At 68.4% G+C, this 21274-nt stretch carries 22 protein-coding genes; 10 read left to right on the plus strand and 12 right to left on the minus strand.

All coding sequences use genetic code 11. The features are described from left to right. Position 1: 1 nt before the first annotated feature. Positions 2-1606, minus strand: coding sequence for an MFS transporter (locus tag ACWEPG_RS06300; RefSeq protein ID WP_450112916.1), 1605 nt, complete (start codon positions 1604-1606; stop codon positions 2-4). A gap of 224 nt (positions 1607-1830) precedes the next feature. On the opposite strand from ACWEPG_RS06300, the gene ACWEPG_RS06305 reads away from it, so the two are divergent. Next, positions 1831-2253, plus strand: coding sequence for a hypothetical protein (locus ACWEPG_RS06305; RefSeq protein WP_452594252.1), 423 nt, complete (start codon positions 1831-1833; stop codon positions 2251-2253). A gap of 8 nt (positions 2254-2261) precedes the next feature. Here ACWEPG_RS06305 and ACWEPG_RS06310 read toward each other — a convergent pair whose 3' ends face one another. Continuing rightward, a complete protein-coding gene (locus ACWEPG_RS06310) occupies positions 2262-4028 on the minus strand; it encodes a GNAT family N-acetyltransferase (protein ID WP_452594091.1) in 1767 nt (588 codons plus the stop codon). A gap of 58 nt (positions 4029-4086) precedes the next feature. Here ACWEPG_RS06310 and ACWEPG_RS06315 point away from each other — a divergent pair, with 58 nt between their 5' ends. The 5 genes from ACWEPG_RS06315 to ACWEPG_RS06335 all read left to right on the plus strand — a co-directional run bounded on the left by ACWEPG_RS06315 (position 4087) and on the right by ACWEPG_RS06335 (position 8190). Then, a complete protein-coding gene (locus tag ACWEPG_RS06315) occupies positions 4087-4866 on the plus strand; it encodes an alpha/beta fold hydrolase (RefSeq protein ID WP_452594092.1) in 780 nt (259 codons plus the stop codon). A 53-nt stretch (positions 4867-4919) separates the two neighbouring features. After that, complete coding sequence (locus tag ACWEPG_RS06320; RefSeq protein ID WP_450112913.1) at positions 4920-5189, plus strand: GlsB/YeaQ/YmgE family stress response membrane protein; 270 nt, start codon at positions 4920-4922, stop codon at positions 5187-5189. 70 nt (positions 5190-5259) lie between these two features. Then, positions 5260-6237: a pseudouridine synthase gene (locus ACWEPG_RS06325; protein WP_452594253.1), complete on the plus strand. Its 978-nt coding sequence runs from the start codon at positions 5260-5262 to the stop codon at positions 6235-6237. A 63-nt stretch (positions 6238-6300) separates the two neighbouring features. Then, positions 6301-7596 (plus strand): HNH endonuclease, encoded by a 1296-nt coding sequence (locus ACWEPG_RS06330; protein WP_452594093.1) that lies wholly within the window; start codon positions 6301-6303, stop codon positions 7594-7596. Positions 7597-7620: 24 nt separating this feature from the next. After that, positions 7621-8190 carry a YdeI/OmpD-associated family protein gene (locus ACWEPG_RS06335; protein ID WP_452594094.1) on the plus strand — a complete coding sequence of 190 codons (570 nt, stop codon included), beginning with the start codon at positions 7621-7623 and terminating at the stop codon, positions 8188-8190. A gap of 16 nt (positions 8191-8206) precedes the next feature. On the opposite strand, the gene ACWEPG_RS06340 is transcribed toward ACWEPG_RS06335, so the two are convergent. From ACWEPG_RS06340 to ACWEPG_RS06385, 10 genes are all read right to left on the minus strand, one after another. After that, on the minus strand, positions 8207-9193 hold the full coding sequence (locus ACWEPG_RS06340) for a glycoside hydrolase family 43 protein (protein WP_450112910.1): 987 nt from the start codon (positions 9191-9193) through the stop codon (positions 8207-8209). Beyond that, positions 9190-9642, minus strand: coding sequence for a DUF6389 family protein (locus ACWEPG_RS06345; RefSeq protein WP_452594095.1), 453 nt, complete (start codon positions 9640-9642; stop codon positions 9190-9192). The genes ACWEPG_RS06340 and ACWEPG_RS06345 overlap by 4 nt, the downstream gene beginning before the upstream one ends. A 21-nt stretch (positions 9643-9663) precedes the next feature. Continuing rightward, entirely contained in the window at positions 9664-10155 is a 492-nt protein-coding gene (locus ACWEPG_RS06350) for a hypothetical protein (protein WP_450112908.1), read from the minus strand. Continuing rightward, the gene (locus ACWEPG_RS06355; RefSeq protein WP_450112907.1) at positions 10155-10367 is read right to left on the minus strand and encodes a hypothetical protein; all 213 of its coding nucleotides are present in this window, start codon (positions 10365-10367) and stop codon (positions 10155-10157) included. Before ACWEPG_RS06355 ends, ACWEPG_RS06350 begins: the two co-directional genes overlap by 1 nt. A 25-nt stretch (positions 10368-10392) precedes the next feature. Then, complete coding sequence (locus ACWEPG_RS06360; protein WP_450112906.1) at positions 10393-10773, minus strand: hypothetical protein; 381 nt, start codon at positions 10771-10773, stop codon at positions 10393-10395. Between the two features lie 32 nt (positions 10774-10805). After that, entirely contained in the window at positions 10806-11243 is a 438-nt protein-coding gene (locus tag ACWEPG_RS06365; RefSeq protein ID WP_452594096.1) for a VOC family protein, read from the minus strand. A 155-nt stretch (positions 11244-11398) separates the two neighbouring features. Next, positions 11399-13219 carry a DUF4209 domain-containing protein gene (locus ACWEPG_RS06370; RefSeq protein ID WP_452594097.1) on the minus strand — a complete coding sequence of 607 codons (1821 nt, stop codon included), beginning with the start codon at positions 13217-13219 and terminating at the stop codon, positions 11399-11401. Positions 13220-13276: 57 nt separating this feature from the next. Next, a complete protein-coding gene (locus tag ACWEPG_RS06375; RefSeq protein ID WP_452594098.1) occupies positions 13277-14383 on the minus strand; it encodes a DUF4238 domain-containing protein in 1107 nt (368 codons plus the stop codon). Positions 14384-14521: 138 nt separating this feature from the next. Next, the gene (gene ychF, locus ACWEPG_RS06380) at positions 14522-15601 is read right to left on the minus strand and encodes a redox-regulated ATPase YchF (RefSeq protein WP_450112903.1); all 1080 of its coding nucleotides are present in this window, start codon (positions 15599-15601) and stop codon (positions 14522-14524) included. 55 nt (positions 15602-15656) lie between these two features. Continuing rightward, positions 15657-16238, minus strand: a complete 582-nt coding sequence (locus ACWEPG_RS06385) for a class I SAM-dependent methyltransferase (RefSeq protein ID WP_450112902.1) — start codon at positions 16236-16238, stop codon at positions 15657-15659. 161 nt (positions 16239-16399) lie between these two features. Between ACWEPG_RS06385 and ACWEPG_RS06390 the strand changes: the two genes are divergently transcribed. The 4 genes from ACWEPG_RS06390 to ACWEPG_RS06405 all read left to right on the plus strand — a co-directional run bounded on the left by ACWEPG_RS06390 (position 16400) and on the right by ACWEPG_RS06405 (position 21206). Beyond that, positions 16400-16966: a LysM peptidoglycan-binding domain-containing protein gene (locus ACWEPG_RS06390; RefSeq protein ID WP_450112901.1), complete on the plus strand. Its 567-nt coding sequence runs from the start codon at positions 16400-16402 to the stop codon at positions 16964-16966. 88 nt (positions 16967-17054) lie between these two features. Further along, a complete protein-coding gene (locus ACWEPG_RS06395) occupies positions 17055-18632 on the plus strand; it encodes an FMN-binding glutamate synthase family protein (RefSeq protein ID WP_452594099.1) in 1578 nt (525 codons plus the stop codon). 91 nt (positions 18633-18723) lie between these two features. After that, entirely contained in the window at positions 18724-21024 is a 2301-nt protein-coding gene (locus tag ACWEPG_RS06400) for a carbon starvation CstA family protein (RefSeq protein ID WP_452594100.1), read from the plus strand. Then, positions 21024-21206 (plus strand): YbdD/YjiX family protein, encoded by a 183-nt coding sequence (locus tag ACWEPG_RS06405; RefSeq protein WP_452594101.1) that lies wholly within the window; start codon positions 21024-21026, stop codon positions 21204-21206. Before ACWEPG_RS06400 ends, ACWEPG_RS06405 begins: the two co-directional genes overlap by 1 nt. The last annotated feature ends 68 nt before the right edge of the window (positions 21207-21274 follow it).

Here is a 21274-nt window from a genome sequence, read left to right on the forward strand (position 1 = left end):
GTCACGCCGCGCCGGACTCCCCGTCACCGCCAGTGGGTGACGGGGAGTCCGGCTCCCGCACCATGCGGAACGAGTTGAGCAGCCCGAGAAGGCCGGCCACGATCGGAACGAGCAGTGCCGCCTGCAGGGCGATGGGGCGCGCGTCGGTGTTGATGCGGACGATCTCGTCCTGGACCGCCGGGGGCTGGCCCACGAGCAGGGCCTCGAGTTCCGCGTTGCTCATGACCTGCGCGTCGTCCTCGAGCACCTTCGCCACGCGCTGTTGGTCGGCGGGCGGGAGCACGGTGCTCGACTGCGCCATCGCGGTGAAGGTGATCGACAGCGTCGCCAGCATGATGGCGCCCGCGAAGGCCAGCCCGAACGAGAGCCCGAACGACCCGGCCGCGGAGTTGGTTCCGGCGGCTTCGCTGACCCGCTCCTCCGAGATCGGGGCGAGCGTGTAGTTGTTCAGCTGAGACACCAGCATCCCCAGCCCCGAACCTGCCATGACGAGCGGCACCACCAGCGCCCACCCGAAGTCCGCCCTGGGCACCAGCGGGATCAGGATCGCGATGCCGACGGTGACCAGGACGAAACCCCACCGGATGATCCCGGCCGGGGGTCGATCGCCCGCCTTCTTCCCCACGAGCAGGGCCACCGCGAACATGCTCAGCGACAGCGGTGCGAGGGACAGGCCGGCCAGCATCGCGTTGTACTCGAGCACCATCTGCAGGTAGATCGGCAGCGCGATCATCGTGCCACCGAGGGCGATCTGCTGGAGCATCTGCTGCGTGACGCCTAGCCGGAAAACCTTGGACCGGAACAGGTCCGGATCCAGCAGGGCCGGTTCCCCACGCTGCTTCCGGCGGATCAGCCAGTACGCCAGAGCGCCCAATGCCGCGGCACCGATCACCAGGAGCGCGGCGACCGCCTCACCGCCCTCCTGCCACACCAGAATTCCCAGCACGATCCCGCCCATGCCCACGACCGAGAGCACCGCACCCCCGACATCAACACCCCGGGGACCGGTGTACGGCACGTCGCGGACGAGACCGATACCCGAGAGCACGACGACGATGATCACCACCTCGAGCGCGAACGCGATCCGCCACGACAGGTAGGTGGTGACGAAGCCGCCGAGCAGTGGTCCCACCGCGGCGGCGATCGCGGCCGCGGCGCCGACCAGTGCGTAGACCTTCTTCTGCATGTCGCCCTCGAAGTTGCCGTGCACGAGAGACTGCATCGCGGGCAGCAGCAGCGACGCCCCGATTCCGCCCACCACGGCCCAGAACACGATCACCGTGGTCAGGCTCTGTGCGAATGTCATCGCCGCCGCTCCCGTCGCGTAGCCGAGCAGGCCGAGGACGTAGGCGCGTTTGCGGCCGATGAGGTCGCCGACCTTGCTGCCGATCAGGATGAAGGCCGCCGACACCAGCGCCTCGAGCGCGATCGCCGTCTGCACCCCACTGACGGTCGTGTCGAGGTCGCGAACCACGGCCGAGATCGACACGTTCATCAGTGACGTGTCCACGACCAGGACGAACATTGCCATCGCGAGCAGGACGGCGAGCAATCGCGTGTGCCCGGACGCGCGATCGGAATCGCTGGCAATCACCCCATCGGTCATGGCACCCCACCACCTCGGCAGTCGTGAACTTCTCCGCAACAGGTACCGCGACATCCACCGCTGACGCCGGAGCGTATCGCAGCAGGCAGCGGAGCGCCGACCGCCGCCACGCCGCGTTCGCCACTCACCCTCCGATAGTGGCCGAACCGTGCAACGATCGGGTTCCAAGGGGAGGATGGGGTCGACACCGGGTCGGGCCCCCTGCACCACAGGAGGTCTCCATGATGAATCTCGCTCGCAGACTCGGCATCTGCGCAATTGCCGTTGCTGCATCGGGTTTGTCGACCGCAGGAGTTGCCGCCGCGGCGGTGACCATTCCGTTCCAGATCGACCCCGCGCCGTTCGGAAACCCGAACGGGAGCTTCGACGCGCCACCGGTTCGCTGCGCGGCCGTCGTCGGTGACCAGCCGGGCAGCGTGACGATCACCGGTGGGAAGCCGGGTCGGTGGGGCTGCCTGCTCTCGGCCGAGGTGTTCTGGGTGAACTTGTCGACCGGGACCTCCGGCACCGCTCGCTTGTCCGACGGGCTGAACGGCATACCCGCCGCTGCGACGGTGCACACGGGAACCGGGCAGGTGGCCATCGTCGTCAATTCCACGGTGCCGGGACCGATCACCCCCGGCGCCGCCACGTTCTTCGTGCCGTAGGCCAGGCGTCAGAGTGCCCGCTTGAGCCCGACGTGACTGTTGTCGTACCCGAGCCGCGCGTAGAAGGCGTGCGCCCGCTCGCGGGCCTGGTCGGTAGTGACCTGCGCGAGCGTCGCGCCGCGGTGCCGGCCGTGGTCGTGCGCCCACTCGAGCATTGCGGTGCCGACACCGCGGGAGCGTTCGGAGGCCGCCACCCGAACCCCCTCGATCTGCAGACGCGTGGTGCCGCCGCGGGACAACCCGGGAATGACGGTGAGCTGCATGGTGCCGACGATCCGGTCGTCCTCGTCGCGGACCACGGCCAGGTACTGCCAGGGGTCCCGTGCGACCGCGTCGTACGCCTCCTCGTACCGGGCGATCTCCGCACCTTCGCGGGTGCGTCCGATCTCGTCATCGGAGAGCAGTGCGACGAGCGCCGGCACGTCGGCGCGGCAGGCGCGCTGCACCCGATAGGTCCGGTCACCGAGTCGGAGCCGCCCACCGACCGATGCCCGTGCCCGCGAACGCAAGCGGGCCACGAGCGTGTCCAGCCAGTTGCCGACATGTCGCCGAGCCTCGGGGGTGTCGGGGTAGCGGCACCGCAGGTGCAGTCCGGACTCGTCGAAGATGAACCAGAGCATCACGCCGTCGGTCCGGATCGTCGCCCCGACGTACTGCGCCTCCAACCCGGTCGCGTCGACCCGGACCGGTAGCCGGCGCAGGTCCAGCCACGAAATCGCGAACATCCCTGGCGCCTCGGGCATCCCGCCCCATGGACGCAGAACGTCCTCCAATGGCCAGGACCCCATCCGGACGGCCTCCTTGACCGCCTCCGCACTGGCACGCGGCTCGGGAACGGTCGATTCCAGCACCGAGTTGGTGATGAACCAGCCGACGGAGTCGTGCCAGGTGGCGTCGTACCGGCTGTGCACCGGGAAGACCGCCCGCAATGGGCTGCCTGCCAACTCGCGGGTCACCTCGGTCATCGCGGCCACCACCAGTGCCAGGGTCGAGACACCGTCGTCCCGGGCCTGGGCCGAGAACGCGGCACTGTCGTCGACGTCAAGCACGTCGCGCACCTCGACCCGTTCCTCGTGCAGCGCCGCCGCGCCCAGCGGCAACGGGAACCGAGGCATCACATCACCGCTGGCAGCCAGCACCTCCGCCCACCGGCGGCGTACATCGTCGGGTGCGGACGGGCGGCCCCGCAGCGCACGGGTGTGCTCGGCGAAGGCGGGAACGGGCGGCAGCGACGGCACTCGGCCCTCCTGCACCGCGGCCAGCGCGGCGAGCAGGTCACGGGCGATCACCAGCATCGACCACATGTCGACGTGAGAGTGGTCGGCGGCGATCACCACCGTCGGCCCCACCGCGGTCTCGAGCACGCAGAGCCGGTGCGACGGACGACCGTAGGGCGAGCACGCGCGGTCGAGCACTTCCCGCAGCGCATCGTTGACGGCCTGCCCTGGGGCGATCGAGTGCTCGACCCAGTCACCGGGGAAGACCTCGACCTCGTGCAGCCGCGGCTCGCCGTCCTCGCCGGGCACGAACACGGACCGTAGCGTGCCGTGCCGCGCGATTACCGCCAGCCACGCGGCCGCGAGCTCGTCGGGCGGCACCGGCTCGGCGAGTCTGAGGGACAAGGCCATCCAGGATCCGGCCCGGTCCCCTGCTCCGACGTGTCGGCGCTGGTCGAAGGAGACGGGAAGGGATCGGCCCGGCTGTCCGACATTCACGTCGTAGCCCAGCAGCCGGCCGAACGGGAGGCGCAGGTGCGCGACGTTGGTCAGCCGCATGGCGGTATCCTAGGCGCCTTCCCAGCCACCGCGCCCTTCGAAACCCACAGGAGCCGCCGTGCCGACGTTCAGTGTTCCCGGCGCCGAGCTCGACGTGGAGCTGAGCGACGAGGGCGGCCACCCGGTCGTCCAACTCCACGGCCTCACCTCGAGCCGCCACCGCGACCGCCTGATGGACCTCGATCTCGGCCGCGGGCTCAGCGGAACCCGGCTGCTGCGGTACGACGCGCGCGGTCACGGCCGCTCAACCGGCCGTGCGGCCCCCGAGGACTACCGCTGGCCGGTTCTGGCCGACGACCTGCTGCGGCTGCTCGACCACTGGTTCCCCGGCGAGCAGGTCCATGGCGTCGGCCCTTCGATGGGCACCGGTACCCTGCTGCACGCGGCCGTGCGCGATCCCGGCCGGTTCGCCGGCCTCACCCTGCTGGTGCCGGCGACCGCCTGGCACACCCGCGCAGCCAAGGCCGACACCTACCGCCGAAATGCCGCGGTGATCGAGGAGCAGGGGCTCGACGCCTTCCTCGGAGCCGACCTCGCCGCCCCGCGTCCCCCGGCGACCAGCGGGGCGCCCGACACCGTGCCGGATGTCACCGAGCACCTGCTTCCTTCGCTGTTCCGCGGGGCCGCGCTGAGCGACCTGCCCGACCCGGACGACGTCGCGAAGATCGACGTTCCGACGACGATTCTCGCCTGGACCGACGATCCCGGTCACCCGGTGTCCACCGCCGAGGCGCTGCTGGATCTGCTGCCCAGGGCCACGTTGGAGGTGGCGCACACGCCGGCCGATCTCGCCCGCTGGCCGAGCATCCTGTGCGAGGACGTGGCGCGGCACGGATAGCGCGGGCGCCCGGCTACCAGGGATGGGCGGGTATTGCGCCCTATACTCCCGCCATGTTGATCATCGGGATGATCCTGTTCGGATTGCTCGTCGGCGCTGTCGCCCAGCTCATTCTGGGGAAGTCCAAGTCCGGAATCGATTGGACTCTGGCGTTTGCCGCAGGCGTCGGCGGTTCGTTCGTGGGCGGACTGCTCATCAGCCTGCTCGCCGGGGACGGCCTCGAGCTGCGCCCGAGCGGCATCATCGGCTCCCTCGCCGGCGCGATCATCGTCACCGCCGGGTGGCACTGGTGGAAGAGCCGGTCCGCGGCGCCGGTCGACTGAGGCCACCCGGGCGCACCAAGCGCGTCACGTCGCGGCCCGCGGCGCGGCCGTGCCAGCAGCCGGTGGAATGATGAAGCGCGTGCCGATGCCCTCACCGCTGCCCGTCAAGAACGGGGTCGGACCGACGCGGCTGCGCGTCCCGACGTCAGGGCCGTGGGCGACGGTCGCCGAGTACGTCGTCGAGAGGTTCGACCACCTGGACGCGGATGACCTGCACCGGCGGTTCGACGCCGGCGAGATCGTGGGCATCGACGGCAGCCCGGTCGGCCGCGGCACGGCGCTGGGCGAACACCGGTTCGTCTGGTACCACCGCGACCTGCCGGTGGAGGACCCGATCCCGTTCCACGAGGAGATCCTGCACGTCGACGACGACCTCGTCGTGGTCGACAAGCCTCACTTCCTCCCCACCACCCCGTCCGGGCGCTACGTGCGCGAGTCCGCGCTCGTCCGATTGCGGAATCGCCTCGACAATCCGGACCTGACGCCGATCCATCGACTCGACCGCGCGACCGCCGGCCTGGTGATGTTCTCGGCCCGTCCCAGCACGCGCGGCGCATACCAGTCGCTGTTCGAGAAGCGGCAGGTCCTGAAGGTCTACGAGGCGGTCTCGGCGCGACCGCCCGGGTGGGACCCGAGCGCGCCGGCGCTTGCCGGGCGCGCGGTCCCCGTCGTCCACCGCAACCACATCGAGGTCAAGCGCGGCGAGTTGCGGGTCGTCGTCGACGACGCCCGTGAGCCCAACGCCGAGACGTTGGTCGACGTGCACGGGACCGGCGTGAGCGTCTCCGGCCGCGCTGTGCTGCACACGATCCTGCGTCCGCGCACCGGCCGGACGCACCAGTTGCGGGTGCATCTGGCAGCGCTCGGCATCGGAATCCTCGGCGACCGCTGGTATCCGGACCTGCTCCCCGAGACGCCAGACGACCATTCCCTCCCACTCCAATTGCTCGCGCGGGAACTGGAGTTCACCGATCCGCTGTCGGGGACGCCGCGACGGTTCGTCACCCGCCGGACATTGAGCGAGGCACCCGTGTCGCCTGTCGCCTGAGGCCACCGCGAGAGTTCCACGGAACCGCCGAATCTGTCGGTGGCGCTCGATACAATCGAACACATGAGCGAACAGGGGCGCTTGACCGACACGGTGACCACCACCGACGTCGAACAGTGGGTCCAGTCCCTCGCCGCCGCGGCCTGCCCCGACCACCAAGCCGAGCGCATCGACCTGCTCCGCGCCCTCGAACGGCTCGCCTGCGCCGCGGCCGGCCTTCAGGCCCAGGTCACCGCCGATTTCGCTGCGCAACAACGCCGCACGGCCACCGATGCGCGCGTGGCACGCGAGCGTCGAGACCGGGGCATCGCCTCCCAGATCGCGCTGGCCCGCCGCGAGTCCCCGCACCGCGGCGGCATCCACCTCGGCCTGGCCACCACCCTCACCTCCGAGCTGCCCCACACCCTTCGTGCGCTGCGCGAAGGGCGGATCACCGAGTGGCGCGCCACCCAGATCGCACGCGAAACCGCTTGCCTCTCAATCGAAGACCGAGCCGAGATCGACCGGAAGCTCGCCGCCGATCCCCAACGACTCGAGAAGATGAGCGACAGGGACACCGTCGCCAGCGCACGCCAGATGGCGTACGAGGCGGACAAGCCGGTCTGGGTTCGACGGAAAGCCAAGGCGCACACCGAGCGGCGGGTCTCGATCCGCCCCGCCCCGGACACGATGGCCTACGTGACGGCGCTGCTGCCCATGGCGGAGGGCGTCGCCTGCCACGCCGCACTCTCAGCAGCGGCCACGTCGGCAACCGCCACCGGCGACGAGCGGACCCGCGGGCAGATCATGGCGGACACCCTTGTCGCCCGCATCGTCACCGCACCGACCGACGACACCACCGCGCCGGCGCCACCGGTTCGAGTGCATCTGACGGTGTCCGATCGCACACTCTTCGGCGGCGCCGACGAGGCGGCACAGGTGCGCGGCTACGGACCGATTCCCGCAGACGTGGCAAGGGAACTCGTCCACGCCGCCGCGACCGCCGGTCTCGCCGAACTTCGCCGCGTCTACACGCGGCCCGACACCGGCGCGGTGGTCGCGATGGACCGCAGCACCCGCCTGTTCCCCACCTCCCTGGCCGAGCTGATCCGGCTGCGTGACCCCGTGTGCCGAACACCCTGGTGCGACGCACCCGTGCGGCACACCGACCACATCCACCCCGTCGCCGACGGCGGACCGACCACGTTCGAGAACGGCCAGGGACTGTGCGAGGCATGCAACTACGCCAAGCAGGCACCCGGATGGGTCGCCGAAACAATCGACTCACCCGATGGCAGACACCTGGTCCGGATCACCACCCCCACCGGACACATCCACCACAGCCTCGCCCCGCCGGCACCAAGGCCGGCGGTCGCGTGACGGCCGGCGCTTAACCTTGTCCCCATGGCCAACTCGAACGCCGAACACCTGCATCCCGAATCCCTCGACGAGTGGCACGCGTGGCTGCGAGACAATCACGATGGATCCGAAGGCGTCTGGCTTGTGTTCTGGCGCAAGGAGTCCGGGAACACGCCCCTCGACTACGACCAGGTGGTGCGGGAGGCGCTCTGCTGGGGATGGGTCGACGGGCACACCCGGACCATCGACGAGCACCGGCGCGGTATGTGGTTCACCCGACGCGGCCGCAACAGCGCGTGGGCCGCCTCCAACAAGGCACGCGTGACCGACCTGCTCGCCGAGGGACGCATGCAGCCAGCCGGACAGGCCGTCATCGACGACGCCAAACAACGTGGTCTGTGGACCCTGCTTGACGACGCCGAGGCGCTCGTCGAGTCACCGGAACTCGCCGCGGCCCTCGACGCCACCCCGCAGGCACGTACCCACTGGGACGCATGGCCACCGAGTGTCCGCAAGTTCGCGCTCAGCCAGATCGCGTTCGCCAAGCAACCGGCGACCAAGACCCGGCGAATCGCCGGCATCGTCGAGAAGGCCGCCCGCGACGAGCGCCCGTGATGTCACCGAGTCGGTGTCATGCCGGCTCTCGCAACACGCCGACGTGACGCACCGTCCCGGACAGGCCGGGAAGCTCTTGCCGGGGCGACCAGGTGTTCAGCCCATCCGTGCTGTCGGAGTAGAAGTACTTTCCTTCGGTGTAGGCGTCGAAATACATCCGCCAGGTGCCGTTCGGCAACTGGACGACGGCCGGTCCCTCGACCAGCGTGCCCCAATCTCCGGGTGCGACGAACGAATAGGGTCCGGTCGGCGACGGCGCGACCGCATGCTCGATGACCTTCTTCGTCTCGTTCTTGGTGAACGCGTGGTAGGTCGATCCGACCTTGACCACGGTGGTGTCGATGTGGTCGGCGCCGATCCCGGCGAGCGGAACGGGCAGGCTCCACAACCGGAGCGACGGCTCGAGCGCCGTCATCAGATACGGCACGAAGCCGCCACCGGTCGACATGGACAGGATGACGTTGACGCGGTCACCGTCCACGAACCATTCGGGCGCCCAGGCCTTCGTGGTGAACGGCGACAGCGACGGTCCGTCGCTGAACCCGGCCGACCCCGAGAAGCCAGGCGGGCTCGCCGAACCGGTGCCGTCCCCCGTGCCCGGCAGGAAGGCGCAGCAGAACGGGACCGGCCAGTTCGCCAGATGCGTCCAGTTGACGAGATCGCTGCTGCGCGCGAAGCCGACGTTCGCCCCGTCCACTGTCGTGTAGGTGACGTAGTAGAACCCGTCCGTGTGCCGGAAGATGCTCGGGTCACGCACCACCCCTGACGGAGGCCGATACGCCGACAGTCGGAGGGGCTGGAACTGAGTGCCGTCCCCCGACTGGTACACATCCATGTCGCGGTCGCTGACGTTGCTGAACGCCACCATCGTGTATCGCCAGTCCGGCGGCGGTGCGGCGCCACTGCTCCCCGAGGCCGCGACCAACAAGCCCGCGACAACGAGCATCACCATCGATACGGCGTACAAGCTTCGCTTGGTGAGCGTCACCGGTGCAGTATTCATGACGTCGACTGGTGGCGCACTCCGAGTGGACGAGGGTCGACCGTGCCTTCCGGCGAAGTGACCTCCCAGCGAAGGCCGGGGGACGACGTCGGGATGAGCGGGGCGAGCCACTCGGCGACGACCTCGACGATGATCTCCTCGAGTTGGTCACGAGTCCATTCCCGCGGGCAAGGCGGCACCTCCGGCTTCCAGCCCCGCTCGCCCCAGGTCACCCCGAAGAGCTGTCGCTCGTCGTCGAGTCGACGGTCGAGTGTGAACCCGTCGGCACCTTCGAACCGCGCCCAGACGTCGAACGGGCCTTCGCCGTCCTGGCCGACGAAGACGTCGATCACGACCGCATCGGTCCGTTCGGTCGCGGCATCGTGGATCGTCACGAGCCGGGTGGCCACGTCAGCCGACGCCGCGCCCAGGATTCGTTTCACTTCAGCGCGGTACTCGGCTGCGTCCATGCCGCCAGCGTAGAGCCGTCGTCAGTGGCGCAGGAGCGGCACGTCGAGCGTCCGCTGCACGACGCCCTCCATCAGCGCGGTGAGACCCGACGCAACCACCGTAGCGTCCTCGAAGTCCGGTTCGGCGCCGTGGACGACGACACCGCTCGTCCTGCTGATCGCGAGGAACTCGTAGTCACCGGCGACGCTGACGAGAATCGGCAGGTACTCCGTCCAGAACGCCTCGACCCCCGCACGGTCGGCGGCAGTCCCTGCCGCGTCGAGTCCGATCGCGCGGAACTCGTCCCACGCGAAGGCACTGTCGGACAGACCCGCATAGTCGAGGGCCGAGAGGAACCAACGGGAGTCGTCGCCACTTGCGAGAACCGAGAATTGCCGGAAGAACTCGACGTGGCCGGCGGGAATCGCGACATCGGCCACCGCGGCGAGCGCGGACAGATTGTCGTCGCGTGGGGGCTCGAACGTCCACCCGGCCGCCACGAGGCGGTCGATGAATGCGCCTGCGATTGTCATCAGAAGTCGATGAATCCCGCGACGACGTCGCGAACGACGCCGCCCGCTTCGGGTGTCCCATAGAAGTACACCGATCCGTACCCCCACAGGTACTCGTCGAGCACGTCCTCCAACTCACCGTCGACGGGCCATCCTTCCTCGTCGATCTGGAAGAGGAAGCGGTGCCCACCGTCCGCGCGATCGGGGAGCGACGGCACGAGGAACAGCGACATGACCGCATCCTATGAGCGGCAGCTCCTACGGCTGAACAAGGAACGCGAGCTTGCGGATCTCGGCGTCCGCGTCGACGGTCTTGTCCTTGGCCGCGACCCGCTCGATCATCCGTTGCACCGCGCGATGGATCGTCTGCCGCAGGAATCCACGCAGGTCCGGCGCATCGAGGACGTCGGCGCGGTTGATACGAATCTGCGCGGTCATCCTGCGCTGCGCCACCGACACGCGCGGCGCGTACAGCCCGGTCGGGTCCGTGGTCGAGGAGATGGTCCCGCCCATGTGCAGGAGGATGTCGAGCTCGTATGGCAGCTCGACGTCACGCAACTCCTGCTTGATCGCGGTCGTTGCCTCCACCACGTCCGGATCCGGCCCGCCGTAGACGGTACGAAAGACGATCGCGCTCAATCCCGGAACCTCCGCCTCACCGATCGCCGCCCTCAGCTCTTCGTCAACTCCTCAGCGAGCATCACGATGATCCCGCTGGGACCGCGGACGTACGTGAGCTTGTAGATGTCCTGGTAGTTCGCGACGCCGCGGAGCGGATGGCAGCCGTGTCTCGCGGCGATCGCGAGGGCCTCGTCGATGTCGTCGACGGAGAATGCGACGCGGTGCATGCCGATCTCGTTGGGAAGGGTCGGGCTCGTCTCGATCGCCTCGGGATGGATGTACTCGAAGAGCTCGATGCGACCGTTCCCGTCCGGCGTCTGGAGCATCGCAATCTTGGCGTGGTTGCCGTCGAGCCCAACGGCGGTGTCGGTCCACTCCCCACTGACCGTGTCGCGTCCGACGACAGCGAGACCGAGGTCCACGAAGAAGGCGATCGCCGCTTCGAGGTCGTCCACGGCGATGCCGACGTTCTCAAGTTTGATGGCCATCCGCTCACGCTAGCGAGCAGGGCGGCCCCCTGCCGCCTCGCGGCGCTACGCGTTGAAGCGGAACTCCACCGCATTCAGGCACCTAGACATCTGGGTCACGAGACACCTGCGCCCGACGGAACGAAGTCGCCGTCGCCGCCCTTCGCCATCGAGTCTCAGCCAGACTCTGCTGCCTGCGTCCGAGCGCGGTTCATCATCTCGATGACCGGCACCGTCACCAGCCGCAGACAGAACCACCACATGTAGAGCGCCGAGTAGCTCCACGCCGAGTTGTCATCGATAAGGCCGTGCGCGACGTCGTTCCGCAGATTCGGACCACCTTGGACGACCAGCATCGCCTTCATCTCCATGACCATCCCTGCACCAAAGATGTCCTCGGTCTCGGTCATGTCGAGCAGTGCGTTCAAGCTCTTCTCGCTCTCAACGCCGTGCTCATCGACGTACAGCGTATGCACGTCGTGCCGCCTCAACATGACCCGCACGACTTGCTCCAACTGCGGGACCAGAACAGAGACCGCAGCGCCGTAGTTGCCACCCAAGCCGAGCGCCAGCCCGTCCCCCCACAACGTCTCGTGCCCTTCGGGCACCGTCGGCGACTCCACGCACAGCGACACAATGTACTGCCGGCTGAACCGGTGCTCAGTAGTCAGGACCTCTTGCGCAGGCTGAATGATGCCCTTTCCGAGCAGTTGGGAGTGAAAGTACACCGTGCGGACCATCTCGGCCCACACCGCATTCTCGTCGGCCTGACCAGAAGACCCCGGCCGCGATGCGACCTTCCGGAGGTCAGAGGAAAACGTAGAGGACCCGAAGATGTGGCTGATGGAGCCCTCCAGCACCTTCGAGGCGTTTTCGCGCGTACTGGCTTCGTCTAGCGGCGGTGCGAGCGTCGCGAACGCAGCGAGCGCGTCGAACTTGTCCGCATGACCCGAGACCTGCGACCGTGCGTAGGACACGGCGTCAGTCAGATCGACCGGGTCCGACTTGATGCGCGTCATCTGCTCCATCGCCGACTCTCGGCTGGCACGCAGGCGAGCGCGGAGGTCGTCGACGAGCTTGTCGAGTCCGTTCTCGAGCCGGTAGGAGCGCGGGATGGTTCGGAGGACTGCGATGGCTTTCTCCAGGAAATGGCCCTCGACCAGCGCGCCAGCCTTTGGGTCCGCCTGGATGCGGGAATCGGCTTCTGCGATGTAGGTCCGCGCGACGCGTTCGGTCGCAGCGTTCGCAGCCGCCACGTCCGAACCCCCAAGCCATGCGAGCGCCTCACGCTCGAGGTGGCGCGACAGGCGAGGGTTCACCGACGACGCCTGTGCCGCGAGCGCGAACAGCGCTTCGCGCACCTCAGCGCGCCCGGCCGCGTCGACACGACCGTGCTGGCGCAAGGTTTCCGCGAACCCGACTGTTCTGAAGTTGTCGGTCACCTGGCCGACCATGACCTGAGCCTTCAATGCCTCCGACATCTCCTGCACACGGCCCTGGCCGTCCGGGCCGCGCCGCGCTGCAAGCGCGAAGGCCCGAACCCACGCGTCCTTCCCCGCACTGAACCACACATCGCCCGTCAGCGGCGCGGCCCGGTAGGCATCGATGGCTCGGTCCAACATCGCGATGTCCGACCGATCCCCGTAGACCCAGGCGACATCAGCCACCCGAGCCCGCAGATCGTCACGTTCGACCAGGGGAGCGGTACGCGCCAGCAACGCCACCTGGTCAGGCCCCAAGTCCGCCGGTACCACCGTCCGTTTGCCACCGAACTGCATCGCGGGTGTGAACGGCTCCAACCAGTCCTCAGCGTTCAGCATCGCCGACGAAGCCATCGCCAACACCTGCAGCACTAGTCCGCGAAGCCCCATGGCAGCCGGATCGGCAGCCGCCTGTTCGAGACGTGTGGATAACAACTCTGGCGGCGCATATGGGGCGTCGTGCGACGCCGCCGCCAGCACGTCCTCCCACCACGTCGGGTCGATCGCGTCGCTCACCGAATCTCCCATGCTAATCCGCCACACTCCCCTACCGGAACATCATCGCCGACGAACCTAGACCCAGCCGTCCGAGGTCGTCATGTCTTGGCGCTCCGCACTTCCCCTCGTATCCCGTCGGCCCTCGTGTCCATTGGGCGCGAACAGCGGCTCACCGTCGAAGTCCATGTCGACGAGTCCTCCCATCGGTTTGATGATGACCAGATCCGGTTCGGGCAGATTTGCAGGGACGTACCGCTCGTCCTCGGGGTGGTGAAAGATGTACTCCCTGGCCGACTCCGCGGTGTGCAGGTTGAACAGTTTCTCCATTGCTGTGGTCCCGGACTGGATTCGGTCGACCTGTCCGGCAAGCACCATCTCGCGGAGCTGCTGGACACGCGGATCGTCCGCTCCGACACCCTCCAACATCGCCATGGGATCGCTCATGAGCAGCCCCAACTTGCGCGTGAGCGGGAACGTGACGCCCCATGCCGTCGCGAAGCCAACTCCCTCCCACGGCTCGTCGTCCGGTCGGCGCACCAGACTGACCGGAGCATCCGATGTGATGAGGGAGCGTCGGTCGAAGCGAACGAGTGCCCAGGGGCGGGTCGCAAGGTAGGGCGTCAGCTCGATCGCGGTCTTGACTGCGTTCTGGATGTGAGCCAGGTTGGAGAATCCGATCGGCGGACCGCCGGGCTGGGTGGCCTCGTCCCAGATTCGGTCCTCTTGCTCCGGCGTCGGGTCGAATCCGAGATTGTCACGGATCCAGGCACCGACGTTCTTGCGACCACCGGCACCCAGCTCCAGCCGGACCATGGTCGCGCGGAGGTGCTCGGTCGTCCTCCGTGTATCCGGCCCGCGCACGCTCTGCAACGCCGTGTAGTGGGCGAAGGACCACCTGATCTCCTCGGAGGGAGGAAACTCACCGTTGGCGAAGCCCTTGATGATGCCGAGGGCCTGGCCCTCGACCTCGCTCAGCACCTTCTCGAATGCATCCGGCTCCTCGAACTCACCGACCGTGTGGAAGTGGTTCTGCGCAGCCACGTTCTTCACGCTCGGCGTGTATGGCTGCCGGGAGCGGTCGAGGGGTACGACCCTGATGCGCTCTTGGCCCGTCGCGAAGCCCCGAAGGTACCCCTGCGGCACATAGTGATGGAGCTTGGCCGTGCTCTTCTTGCCGGTCATGCGCGCACCATCTCTGCGGTCGCTCCTCAGACGCGAGACCGGGACCGAAAGCAGATGTCAGACGGGCACGTGACTCGCATTTCGCCACCTACAGACCTCATACTGTTTCCGCAGTTCAGCAGCTATCCTTGGCGGTTTCTAGACATTGAATCTAAATTCGACGACGTCGCCGTCCTGCATGACGTAGTCCTTGCCCTCCATGCGCACCTTGCCTGCGGCCTTGGCGGCGTTCATGGAGCCGGCGGCGGCGAGGTCGTCGAAGGAGACGATCTCGGCCTTGATGAAGCCGCGCTCGAAGTCGGTGTGGATGACGCCGGCGGCCTGCGGGGCGGTGTCGCCCTTGTGGATCGTCCAGGCGCGCGATTCCTTCGGGCCGGCCGTCAGGTAGGTCTGCAGGCCGAGGGTGTGGAAGCCGGTGCGAGCCAGCGCGTGCAGGCCGGGCTCGGACTGGCCGATCGACTCCAGCATCTCCTGGCGATCTTCCTCGTCCAGTTCGAGGAGTTCCTGCTCGACCTTCGCGTCGAGGAACACCGCATCGGCCGGTGCGACGGACGCGCGCAGCTCGGCGACCTTCGCCTCGTCGGTGAGCACCGCCTCGTCGGCGTTGAAGACGTACAGGAACGGCTTGGTGGTCAGCAGGTGCAGCTCGCGCAGCAGACCGAAGTCCAGGGTGTCCTTGACGCTGAACAGGGTCTTGCCCTCTTCGAGGACGGCCTGAGCCTTGACGGCCTCCTCGTGCTGGGGCTTGAGTTCCTTGTTCTTCTTCGCTTCCTTCTCGAGACGCGGCAGCGCCTTCTCGAGGGTCTGCATGTCGGCGAGGACAAGCTCGGTCTCGATGATCTCGATGTCCGACGCCGGGTCGACGCGGCCGTCGACGTGCACCACGTCGTCGTCGGAGAACACCCGGACCACCTGGCAGATGGCGTCGGCCTCGCGGATGTTGGCGAGGAACTTGTTGCCCAGGCCGGCGCCCTCGGACGCGCCCTTGACGATGCCGGCGATGTCCACGAACGACACCGTGGCGGGCAGGATGCGCTCGGAACCGAAGATCTCGGCGAGCTTGACCAGCCGCTCGTCCGGCAGCTCGACCAGGCCGACGTTCGGCTCGATCGTCGCGAACGGGTAGTTCGCGGCGAGCACATCGTTCTTGGTCAGGGCGTTGAAAAGGGTCGACTTGCCGACGTTGGGCAGTCCGACGATTCCGAGGGTAAGGCTCACGGTCAACAGATTCTACGGACCGCGTCCCGCCCTGGTCACGCCGGTCGCCCCCACGTCACGCCGCGGGTTTGCGCGCGACGGTCACCGCCCACCCCGCATCGGGTCGCCAGGGACGCAGATCCCAGGTCGCGAAGCGGTGCTCGTGGACCAGTCCGGCGGCCGCGAGGTCGGCGTCGAAGTCGTCGACCGAGTAGCGGTAGTCGGTGGCGAACCCGGCGACCAGCACCCCGCCCGGGGCCAGCTGGTCGGCGAGCCGGCGGCACACCGCGGCCTCGGTGCCCGGCGCCAGGAAGATCATCACGTTGCCGGCGACGACGACGGCGTCGAACCCGGGACCCGGGAGGTCCAGCTCGGCCAGATCCGCCTGCACGACGGTCAGCACACCGGTCGCGCGTGCCGCGTCGAGCAGGACCGGGTCGAGGTCCACGGCGGTGACCCGGTGGCCGCGGCGGGCCAGTTCCGCTCCCACGCGCCCGGTTCCGCACCCCGCGTCGAGGACCCGCGAATTCGGAGCAATCAACGCGTCGACGGCCCGGGCCTCGCCGTGCAGGTCGACGCCGGACGCGGCCAACTCCTCGAACCGGCGGACGTAGTCACGCGCGCCCTCGACTCCTCGCTCGTCCTGCCATCTCGTCACGCCACCACCCTAGGCGTCACACCGAATGCTCCGGCGTGGCGCCCGCGCCGATCCGGCCCCGGACCGTAGGGTTCGCCCGGATGCACGCACCGGCTCCGCCGGTCACGGGCATTCCGAACACCATTGCTCCACGCAGAATTCACCATTCGAAAGGAAACACCGTGGCTGACACCTTGCAGGCCGGTTCCACCCTCACGGCCGGGCAGTCGCTGACGTCGAACAACGGCGCTTACACGCTCTCCCTGCAGGACGACGGCAACCTCGTGCTCAGTGAGGGCGGCAACGCGGTGTGGGCCACCATGACCAACGGCAAGTCCGTGGCCAAGGCCACCGTGCAGGACGACGGCAACTTCGTGCTGTACACCGGCGACGACGACGCGGTCTGGGCCTCGCAGACGTCCGGCAACTCCGGCGTCCGCCTGGTCGTCCAGGACGATCGCAACGTCGTGCTGTACGCCGGCGACAAGGCCGTGTGGTCGAGCGACACCGCCGTCGAGGCCGCCCCGGCGCCCGCCGCCGAGCCCGAGCCGGCCCCGGCCCCCGCTCCGGAGCCCGCCCCGGCCGCCCCGGCGCCGCGCACCCACACCGTCGCCTCCGGCGAGAGCCTGTGGGTCATCGCCGAGCAGTACTACGGCGACGGCAACCAGTACCAGCGGATCGCCGACGCCAACGGCATCGCGAACCCGGACCTGATCAACGCCGGCCAGGTCCTGAACATCCCGGCCTGATCTGCACCACTGAGCGGCCCCGACCCCGAACCGGGTCGGGGCCGTTTCGGTACCACCGTCCGACACACTCACCTGGAGGCACACAGTCATGACGAGGTTCCTGATCGTCGGGGTCATGTGGGCGGCCGGGCTCGCCCTGGCCGGTCTCGCCGTCGCCGCCGGCTGGGGGTGGTCGATCCTTGCTGTGATCCTGCTGGCCCTCGCGGCGGTCGGGACGCGGGACCTGACCCAGCGCAGTCACAGCATCCTGCGCAACTACCCGATCCTCGGGCACGCCAGGTTCCTGATGGAGAAGATCCGCCCGGAGATCCAGCAGTACTTCATCGAATCATCCACCGACGGAACACCGTTCGACCGGGAAACCCGGGACCTGGTCTACGAGCGCGCCAAGGGCACCAAGGACGACGAGCCGTTCGGCACCGAACGGGATGTGCACGCCCCCGGCTACGAGTTCATGGTGCACTCGCTGCGCGCCCGGCACGCCACCGACCTCGCGCCGACGGTGCGACTCGGGGGACCACACTGCACGCAGCCGTACGACATTGCGCTGCTGAATGTTTCGGCGATGAGCTTCGGCTCGCTGTCCCCGAATGCGGTCGAGGCGATGAACGCGGGCGCCGCCCTCGGCGGGTTCGCGCACGACACCGGCGAGGGCGGCATCAGCCCCTACCATCGCAAGCACGGCGGCGACCTGATCTGGGAGATCGGGTCCGGCTACTTCGGCTGTCGCACCCCCGACGGCAGGTTCGACCCCGACGCCTTCGCGGCGAAGGCCGTCGACCCGCAGGTCAAGGCGATCTCGATCAAGCTCTCGCAGGGCGCGAAACCCGGTCTCGGCGGCGTCCTTCCGGGCCCGAAGGTGTCCCCCGAGATCGCCGAGACCCGAGGGGTTCCGGTCGGGCAGACCGTCATCTCGCCACCCGCGCACAGCGCGTTCGGCACACCGATCGAGCTGGTCGACTTCGTCGCCACCCTGCGCACGCTCAGCGGAGGCAAGCCCGTCGGGTTCAAGCTGTGCGTCGGGTCCCGCAGCGAGTTCCTCGGCATCTGCAAGGCGATGATCGACCGCGACGTCGCCCCGGATTTCATCATCGTCGACGGATCCGAGGGCGGAACCGGCGCGGCCCCGGTCGAATTCGAGGACCACATGGGCATGCCGCTGACCGAGGGCCTGATGCTCGTGCACAACTCGCTCGTCGGCACCGGTCTGCGCGAGAGGATCCGGATCGGCGCGTCCGGCAAGGTCGCCAGCGGCAGCGACATCGTCAAACGCGTCATCCAGGGCGCCGACTTCACCCTCGCCGCCCGAGCGATGATGTTCGCGGTCGGCTGCATCCAGGCGCAGGCCTGCCACACCAACCACTGCCCGGTCGGCGTCGCCACCCAGGATCCGGCTCGGGCCCGCGCGCTGGTGGTGCCGGACAAGGCGGCCCGGGTGCACAACTTCCAGAAGTCCACCGTGGCCAGTGCCGCGCAGATGGTCGCCTCGATGGGGCTGGACGGCTTCCACGAACTGCGGCCGTCGATGCTGAACCGTCGGGTCGACGCGCACACCTCCAGGACCTACGCCGAACTGTACGAGTGGCTGCAGGACGGGGAGCTGCTCGACGATCCCCCTCAGAGCTGGCGCAGCGACTGGGTGGACGCCTCCGCGAAGCGCTTCTGAAGGCCGTGCGGTCGGTTTTCTCCACCGGGCGGCGTCGGCACCGGAGTCCTAGTGTGAGGACAGCCACATCCGCTCCGGAGGGAGGTCCGCCATGACGACGGCAACGAGTCCCGGCAAGCCGAGTGCCGACCCGAACATCGAGTTCCTGTACACCGATCCGGACCTGCCTCCCGTCGGTGTCGTCGATCGGAGTCCGATCACCCCGGCGAAGAAGCTGATCTTCGCCGCGATCGGCCTCCTCGGCGCGGTGGCCTGGACGATGATCGCGATCGTGCGGGGCGAGCACGTGAACTCCGTGTGGTTCGTCATCGCGGCGGTGTGCACCTACCTGATCGCCTACCGGTTCTACGCCCGGCTGATCGAGAACAAGATCGTCCAGCCACGCGACGACCGCGCGACGACCGCCGAGGTGCTCGAGAACGGCAAGGACTACATGCCGACCGATCGGCGGGTGCTGTTCGGCCACCACTTCGCCGCCATCGCCGGCGCCGGTCCCCTCGTCGGTCCGGTGCTGGCGGCCCAGATGGGCTACCTGCCGGGCACCCTGTGGATCATCATCGGCGTCGTCTTCGCCGGCGCGGTACAGGACTTCCTGGTGCTGTGGATCTCGTCGCGACGCCGCGGCCGCAGCCTCGGTCAGATGGCCCGCGAGGAACTCGGCGTCGTCGGCGGCACCGCGGCCCTGATCGGCGTCTTCGTCATCATGATCATCATCATCGCGGTGCTCGCGCTGGTGGTGGTCAATGCGCTCGCGGAGAGCCCGTGGGGCGTGTTCTCGATCGCCATGACCATCCCGATCGCGCTGTTCATGGGCGTCTACCTGAGATTCCTGCGGCCCGGCAAGGTCTCCGAGGTGTCGCTGATCGGCGTCGTCCTGCTCCTGCTGGCCATCGTCGGCGGAGGGTGGGTCGCCGAGACCGATTGGGGAACAAGCTGGTTCACCCTGTCGAAGGTGACCATCGCGTGGCTGATGATCGCCTACGGATTCGCCGCCTCGGTACTGCCCGTCTGGCTGCTGCTCGCCCCGCGCGACTACCTGTCCACCTTCATGAAGATCGGCACCATTCTGCTGCTCGCTGCCGGAATCCTGGTGGCGCAGCCCGCGATCCAGATGCCGGCCATGACCGAGTTCGCGAAGAACGGCGAGGGTCCCGCGTTCGCCGGCTCGCTGTTCCCGTTCCTGTTCATCACCATCGCCTGCGGCGCGCTGTCCGGATTCCATGCGCTGATCGCCTCCGGCACCACCCCGAAGCTGCTGGAGAAGGAACGACAGACCAGGATGATCGGCTACGGCGGCATGCTCACCGAGTCGTTCGTGGCGATCATGGCACTGGTCACCGCGTGCATCCTCGACCAGCACCTGTACTTCGCACTGAACGCTCCGGCCGCCCTCACCGGCGGCACCGCCGACGCCGCGCCCGCGTACCTCAACGGCCTCGGCCTTCCCGGCGCCGACATCACCACCGCGCAACTGAACGAGGCGGCCGCGGCCGTCGGCGAGGAGTCGATAATCTCGCGCACCGGCGGCGCCCCCACCCTGGCGTTCGGCATGTCCGAGGTGATGCACCAGGTCATCGGCGGCGAGTCGCTGCGGTCGTTCTGGTACCACTTCGCGATCATGTTCGAGGCTCTGTTCATCCTCACCACCGTCGACGCCGGTACCCGCGTCGCCCGGTTCATGCTCTCCGACTCGCTCGGCAACTTCGGCGGCGCGGCACGACGTTTCAAGGATCCGTCCTGGCGCCCCGGCGCGTGGCTGTGCTCCGCGATCGTGGTCGGGCTGTGGGGCGGGGTGCTGCTGATGGGCGTGACTGATCCGCTCGGCGGCATCAACACCCTGTTCCCCCTGTTCGGCATCGCCAACCAGCTGCTCGCCGCGATCGCGCTGACCGTGGTCCTGGTCGTGGTGATGAAGAAGGGCCTGTTCAAGTGGGCCTGGATACCCGCGATACCACTGGTGTGGGACCTGATCGTCACGATGACCGCGTCGTGGGAGAAGATCTTCTCCGACGTGCCCGCGATCGGATACTGGGCGCAGCACAACGCCTTCCGGGACGCGAAGGCAGCGGGCGACACGTCGTTCGGGACAGCGAAGACCCCAGAGGCCATGGACGCGGTCATCCGCAACACCTTCATCCAGGGCACGCTGTCGATCGTGTTCGCGGTTCTGGTCCTGATCGTGGCAGTGGTCGGAGTGATCGTGTGCGTCAAGGCGTATCGCGCGGGCGGCCTCCCCGACACCGAGGCGCCGACGGTCCCGTCGAAGATCTTCGGGCCGGCCGGGTTCGTCCCGACCAAGGCAGAGCGGCAGATCCAGCACGAGTGGGACACGCTGATCGCGGAGGGCAAGGTCCGCGCGCCCGGCGCCGCACACACGACGGGACACCACTGATGCCCGGCGTGGTACGCGGCGTGCTCTGGTGGCTCACGTCGGTGATGGGTGACCACGACTACCAGCGGTTCGTGGCGCACCACCACCGCGCGCACCCGGGCGTCCCGGTGCCGTCCGAACGCGAGTACTGGCGCGAGCGGCACGCGGCCGCCGACCGCAACCCCGGCGCCCGCTGCTGCTGACAGGAGAACCGGTCGCGCGACGGCGATGGCCGATTTCCGCTAGCGTCGGAGGCGGGGCGCTGACACCC

It is taken from the genome of Rhodococcus sp. NPDC004095, from assembly GCF_053604015.1.

Excerpts from the sequence above, each read along its gene's own strand:
- ACWEPG_RS06305 (WP_452594252.1), top strand. The coding sequence starts at position 1,831 with ATGAATCTCGCTCGCAGACTCGGCATCTGCGCAATTGCCGTTGCTGCA.
- ACWEPG_RS06320 (WP_450112913.1), top strand. The coding sequence starts at position 4,920 with ATGTTGATCATCGGGATGATCCTGTTCGGATTGCTCGTCGGCGCTGTC.
- ACWEPG_RS06355 (WP_450112907.1), bottom strand. The coding sequence starts at position 10,367 with ATGTCGCTGTTCCTCGTGCCGTCGCTCCCCGATCGCGCGGACGGTGGG.
- ACWEPG_RS06395 (WP_452594099.1), top strand. The coding sequence starts at position 17,055 with ATGACGAGGTTCCTGATCGTCGGGGTCATGTGGGCGGCCGGGCTCGCC.
- ACWEPG_RS06340 (WP_450112910.1), bottom strand. The coding sequence starts at position 9,193 with ATGAATACTGCACCGGTGACGCTCACCAAGCGAAGCTTGTACGCCGTA.
- ACWEPG_RS06345 (WP_452594095.1), bottom strand. The coding sequence starts at position 9,642 with ATGGACGCAGCCGAGTACCGCGCTGAAGTGAAACGAATCCTGGGCGCG.
- ACWEPG_RS06330 (WP_452594093.1), top strand. The coding sequence starts at position 6,301 with ATGAGCGAACAGGGGCGCTTGACCGACACGGTGACCACCACCGACGTC.
- ACWEPG_RS06405 (WP_452594101.1), top strand. The coding sequence starts at position 21,024 with ATGCCCGGCGTGGTACGCGGCGTGCTCTGGTGGCTCACGTCGGTGATG.
- ACWEPG_RS06300 (WP_450112916.1), bottom strand. The coding sequence starts at position 1,606 with ATGACCGATGGGGTGATTGCCAGCGATTCCGATCGCGCGTCCGGGCAC.
- ACWEPG_RS06365 (WP_452594096.1), bottom strand. The coding sequence starts at position 11,243 with ATGGCCATCAAACTTGAGAACGTCGGCATCGCCGTGGACGACCTCGAA.
- ACWEPG_RS06310 (WP_452594091.1), bottom strand. The coding sequence starts at position 4,028 with ATGCGGCTGACCAACGTCGCGCACCTGCGCCTCCCGTTCGGCCGGCTG.
- ACWEPG_RS06375 (WP_452594098.1), bottom strand. The coding sequence starts at position 14,383 with ATGACCGGCAAGAAGAGCACGGCCAAGCTCCATCACTATGTGCCGCAG.
- ACWEPG_RS06335 (WP_452594094.1), top strand. The coding sequence starts at position 7,621 with ATGGCCAACTCGAACGCCGAACACCTGCATCCCGAATCCCTCGACGAG.
- ACWEPG_RS06350 (WP_450112908.1), bottom strand. The coding sequence starts at position 10,155 with ATGACAATCGCAGGCGCATTCATCGACCGCCTCGTGGCGGCCGGGTGG.
- ACWEPG_RS06325 (WP_452594253.1), top strand. The coding sequence starts at position 5,260 with ATGAAGCGCGTGCCGATGCCCTCACCGCTGCCCGTCAAGAACGGGGTC.
- ACWEPG_RS06400 (WP_452594100.1), top strand. The coding sequence starts at position 18,724 with ATGACGACGGCAACGAGTCCCGGCAAGCCGAGTGCCGACCCGAACATC.